General features: G+C 46.0%; 6 protein-coding genes. 4 read left to right on the top strand and 2 right to left on the bottom strand.

From position 1 onward, the window contains the following. Positions 1-276 precede the first annotated feature (276 nt). Positions 277-1977 (top strand): sodium:solute symporter, encoded by a 1701-nt coding sequence (locus Q8O92_10600; protein MDP2983764.1) that lies wholly within the window; start codon positions 277-279, stop codon positions 1975-1977. A gap of 27 nt (positions 1978-2004) precedes the next feature. On the opposite strand, the gene Q8O92_10595 is transcribed toward Q8O92_10600, so the two are convergent. Then, entirely contained in the window at positions 2005-2262 is a 258-nt protein-coding gene (locus tag Q8O92_10595) for a helix-turn-helix domain-containing protein (protein ID MDP2983763.1), read from the bottom strand. Between the two features lie 207 nt (positions 2263-2469). Between Q8O92_10595 and Q8O92_10590 the strand changes: the two genes are divergently transcribed. Together Q8O92_10590 and Q8O92_10585 are read left to right on the top strand one after the other, a co-directional pair. Next, on the top strand, positions 2470-2835 hold the full coding sequence (locus Q8O92_10590; protein MDP2983762.1) for a hypothetical protein: 366 nt from the start codon (positions 2470-2472) through the stop codon (positions 2833-2835). Between the two features lie 371 nt (positions 2836-3206). After that, positions 3207-3707 (top strand): hypothetical protein, encoded by a 501-nt coding sequence (locus tag Q8O92_10585; GenBank protein ID MDP2983761.1) that lies wholly within the window; start codon positions 3207-3209, stop codon positions 3705-3707. 65 nt (positions 3708-3772) lie between these two features. Here the strand turns inward: Q8O92_10585 and Q8O92_10580 are convergent, their stop codons facing one another. Beyond that, positions 3773-4126: a hypothetical protein gene (locus tag Q8O92_10580; protein ID MDP2983760.1), complete on the bottom strand. Its 354-nt coding sequence runs from the start codon at positions 4124-4126 to the stop codon at positions 3773-3775. Between the two features lie 88 nt (positions 4127-4214). On the opposite strand from Q8O92_10580, the gene Q8O92_10575 reads away from it, so the two are divergent. Then, on the top strand, positions 4215-5315 hold a 1101-nt coding region (locus tag Q8O92_10575), incomplete at its 3' end, for a HEAT repeat domain-containing protein (protein MDP2983759.1).

The raw sequence follows: 5315 nt of genomic DNA, 5'->3' as shown, positions 1-5315 counted from the left end.
TCTTTCTCATGAGGCTGCCTCCCTTTCTCCTTGTGGCGCTCTGCGACCACGTCGGTTATGGTTTATCCGAAAACCTTTCTGGGAAGGTAGCCTCTTTTTTTATCCCTGTCAATCCCCATCGGGTATACCATAGTATCTTAGCAAGGGGGATGTCACCGAAGGTGACAGGGGAATCATCTTTGGATACCTCTACGCTTGCGTCGAGGAAGTTCATTTTGACAAGGAATTTTTTATGAGTTTGCATTCATCAGATCCGCGTCATCACCATAACAGCTTATGAGACCGGCGGATTGGATCATCCTTGGCTCTTTCCTGATTTTCGTGGCTGTGTACGGCATCTGGAAGACCCGCGGCCAGAAAAACATGAGGGGCTATTTCCTCGCGAACAGATCGACCCCCTGGTACACGGTCACCCTGTCTATTATGGCCACTCAGGCCAGCGCTATCACCTTCCTTTCGACTCCCGGACAGGCCTATGTCGACGGTATGAGGTTTGTGCAATTTTACCTCGGCCTGCCCCTTGCGATGATTATTTTGTCCGTCACCGCAGTCCCCATTTTTCATCGTCTGAATGTCTATACGGCATATGAATATCTGGAGTATCGCTTCGACCTTAAAAACCGCGCCCTGGGAAGCATGCTCTTTCTTATTCAGCGCGGACTGGCCGCAGGTTTCACCATATTCGCACCCTCCCTGATCATATCTGTTCTCCTCGGATGGAATATGAATCTCGTGATAGTACTCACCGGCGGGCTGGTGATAGTATATACGGCCGCGGGCGGAACCGAGGCAGTGAATAAAACCCATTTGTTGCAGATGCTCATTATATTTGTGGGAATGGTTTCCGCGCTGATCATGATCTTCCGTCTTTTGCCTCCCGATATTTCATTTCTCGATGCCACCCGCATCGCGGGAAAAATGGATAAACTGAACGTCATCACGTTTTCTTTTCACTGGAAAGACCGGTATAGTTTCTGGTCAGGCCTTATCGGCGGCACCTTTCTGGCGCTCTCATATTTTGGAACCGATCAGTCCCAGGTACAGAGATATCTGGCCGGGAGTTCCATTGCGCAAAGCCGTTTGGCATTACTTGCAAACGGCCTCGTGAAAGTCCCCATGCAGTTCGCAATCCTGTTTGCCGGCGCCATGGTTTTTGTTTTCTTCCAGTTTGTCACTCCGCCCCTGTTTTTTAATCCGGTCGAAACCGCCAGGATATCTTCCGGCATCCATGCCCCGGAATATCAGACCCTGGAGCAAAAATACCAGCGAATTCACGAGGAAAAACAACACCATATCCGGTCGATGCTTGTCGGAATTGATTCAGGGAACAAAGATGAGTCGGATCGCGCAATTCAGGACATCCGGCGCTCCAAGGCATCAGAATCCGAGATCAGGGGGGAAGTGGTCGAACTCATCCGGAAAGCCAACCCCAAAGCGGACACGAATGACACAAATTATATTTTCCTTAACTTCGTTATCCACTTCCTGCCGGTCGGTCTCATCGGGCTGGTGCTTGCTGCAATTTTTTCCGCGTCGATGTCCTCCACCTCCGCTGAGCTTAATGCCCTGGCTTCAACAACCGTTATCGATATTTACAGGCGCATGATCAGAAAAGAAGCTTCAGACCGGCATTATCTCTTTGTATCGAAGATCGCGACGGTATTCTGGGGTATTTTCGCCATTTTTTTTGCGATGTACGCCAACCGTCTCGGCTCCCTGATAGAAGCGGTGAATATCCTTGGTTCGCTCTTTTACGGCACTATTCTGGGGATTTTTCTGGTGGCTTTTTATTTCAAGAAGATCGGCGGAAATGCGACCTTTTTCGCTGCAATCATCGCCGAACTTGTGGTGATCGCATGTTTTGCCTTCACAGAGATTCCCTACTTGTGGTACAATGTCATCGGGTGTATCATTCTCATTGTTCTGGCGCACGCGCTGAATCCGATGGTGGATAAAAAGAGGAATGTTTCTGAATGAAAAGGGGGGATTCCTATATAGTCTTCACTATTCTCTACCTAACTTCTTAAGAACATCACCGTATTCTCTCACCGTCCTACGAACCGAAGCCTCAATCCGTTTCTTTTCCTTCGTTGTAACCTTCTTGCCAAGGATTTCTCTGATAGTCTCATCCGTAATGATGTATATCCTGCCAATCTTTTCAGCAAGGATCTCTCCTTTTTTGACACGATTATAGATAGTAATACGGCTGACCCCGAGAAGCTTTGCAAGTTCAGGAATAGTGATGTATTCTTTTGTCGGCATAATTTGTACCTGCAATGATGTTACTATTCTATGTATAATTTAACATAAGTTAACACTGAATGCAAGATTAAACATGAGTTAATGTTGACTGTGCAGGTTAACATGAGAAAGAGGCGGATTTAGTTCTAGATATATAATACAATTACAAATAATGCTTGACATTTATCCCAAACGGGTTAAATTTGTTGCATTAAAAGGAGAGAGATAATGCTTCCCAATAATAATTCTGTCAAACTGCGCGCATATGCCTTCCATGATAAAAAAAACGGGAAATATTATGCGGTTTGTATTGATCTTGATCTTGTCGATGAAGGCTCTTCATTTGAAGAAGTTATTGGAAAAATGAAAGAAAACATTGTTCTTTATGTTGGAACTGAGCTTGCATACTATAAAAGTAAAGGCATTACCGGATTTCCTTATAGAAAATCATCATTAGATGTAATACTTCGGTATCACTTCCTTGCTACAGCATATCATGTATCTTTTATAGTGAACATGATCAAAGACAGGTATAGAAAATATACTGGGTTGTTTGATCTAAATACACAAGTCATTCATTTTAATCCCGCTTAACCGTGTCGCCACATACATACCCCCCACTGACGCTGCCTGAAGTAATAAAAATACTGGAAAACAATGGTTTTGTGTGCGAAAAGACTACTGGTTCTCATGCAAAATATACCGGAATCATAAACAACAAAAGACAAATAGTGACCGTTGACTTGTCAATTAATGAATTCGGTATAATTCTAATAAAATCAATGATTAGACAATCCGGATTAACTCGCGAACAGTTTTATAGTTCGACAAAGAAAACGGCAAAAAAGATATGAAGGTGGCGCGGATGATCGATTCCCGGAAGGTGGATGCCTAACAATCGCATTTAGCAGACAGCCGCTGAGTAGTTGCAGCTGATGCTCCATACGTTGGCGGAGAGAAGTGAAATGAATGATGCCAAAGATTACCCTACCCGGGATACCTCACTTGTCGGAGCAGCAGGAGTGCACACTGTTGTTGCCGAACTGAGTCTGCGTGGTCTCATCGCGCTACCCACGATTCGCAACACAGCCGGTGTCGATGTTATCGTATCAAATAGAACTGGTAGATGGCATGCGAACTTACAGATTAAGACATCAAGAAGCCGCGTTACCTTCTGGCCTATCGGGGCGAAATATGCGGAATGGGTAAGCCCCAACAACTATTACGTCTTCCTACGCTTTCATCCGAAGGTCGGACAGTTTGAAATATTCCTCGAATCGTCAGAAAAAGTGTCAGAGAACTGCGCGGCTGGAGTCAAGAGAGAGAAGGAGAAAAACTTGAAGCAATGGGCTCCGTGCTTCTATCCCCGAGACGGGTTTGAAAAACTCAAAGCACAATGGGAAGAATTCGGAAAAGAAGCTGCCAACAATGTCATACAGGCGGACGTGGCAGAGCCGTACCGCTGATGCGTGACGTTCGTTGCTGTCAGGTCAAAACAAAGCAAGTCGATTTCGGCGCAGGCCGTTACGCCTCAAAGCCCCGTATGCAGAACGCTGATCCCATTTGTGATGATATTCCAGAGGTCGTTGGCTGAAGGAATTACGGAGAAAATCGAAAAGGGGCCGAGTCCGAACCATAGAGTCAGGAATGCGCAGCCAACCATAGCGAAGGTTGCAAGAGGAGCTTTTTGATATGCGGCCGTTGCAGTTGTTTCCGGCTCACGCATGTACATGTTCACCAAGAGCCTGAAGTAATAAAACGCCGAGACGAGGCTGTTCAATACAACGATCACCGCAAGGCCCACATACCCGTTTTTGACAGCCGCGGCAAACAGAGAGTATTTACCGAAAAAACCCGCGAATGGCGGAGGGAAAGGTAACCACAATTTTACATATACGGAACCGTACGTACGGTGGTGTGAAAGGACGGTGGGAGTAATCCTGCCTCCTATTCGATGTAAAGGATATTGCAAGATGAAAAAAAACACAATTGTTTTTTTAGTACTGTTAATATTTATTTTGAATCTAAATTTAAGTAGCTGGGCCGCAAGCGCAGAGGAGGGCTTCCGGCAGCATAAAAACTTTACTCTGATGCCTTTAAGTAACTTTGGAAAAACCTGGACTCCTGTCAAATTCTTAATTATTCCGCAAGATAAATCAGAAAATCAAGATATCGTTTTGCCGTTACAGCAGCAGCTTAGTTCCGAATGTATCTCCATTCCGGAACTTATCCAAAAAATCATTGATGCAATCTCGGCTTTCTTCGAACAGCTATTTGGCAGAGATACTACGCAAGAAGATCCCTCTTCTAGCGAATCGGATACAGACCAACCTGCACAACCCGATGTCATTTCAACCCCAAGTCCCCAGGTATATAATTCTCTGCCCCCGCGGCCGCGATTCGACGATGTCATTGTTGACGCCGGTGTTAATGCTTTAATAGAACAACTAAATAGCCCTGATCTGGATGAAAGGATAGCAGCGGTAATGCAATTAGGCGCACTCAAAAACCCTGCCGCGATTACCCCGCTAATAGCGAAATTAGAAGATGAAAATCGCAATGTCAGGATAGCGGTTGCAGGTGCTTTAAGCCAATTTGATGCAGCCGCAGTCGAGCCTCTTATAGCTGCTTTTGTCAGCCGTGATCCATTAACAAGAGAGACGGCAAAATGGGCCCTGGTTTGGATCGGTCCCGCTGCCGTTAAGCCTTTAGTTGCGGCACTGGGCAGCATCGATATGAATATCCGAGCCAATGCCGCAGGAACTCTTGAGTTGATTGGCCCGGCTGCAGTCCAAGAAACGATAACCGCTCTTTTTAGTACTGATCCAGCCGTAAGAAGGCTGGCATCTTCGGTTTTAAGCCACATCCCGGAAGCAGTACAGCCATTAATTGATGCCCTGGGGACTACTAATGAAGACGCCAGAAAAGCTACGTTTGAAGCGTTGCTCTGGAGTGGGGATCGGGCTAGGGCACCGCTCATCGCTGCTCTAAACAACCCCGATAATATTAAGAGTGAAACCGCAGCTGAAATTCTGTTAGCTATGGGTGAGCCGGCAATACGCGATGTATTAACC

The sequence above is a fragment of the Candidatus Latescibacter sp. genome (genome assembly GCA_030692375.1).
Taxonomy (GTDB): Bacteria; Latescibacterota; Latescibacteria; order Latescibacterales; family Latescibacteraceae; genus JAUYCD01.
Note: the sequence above shows the minus strand (reverse complement) of the source record. Positions and strands in the feature narration are given on the sequence as shown.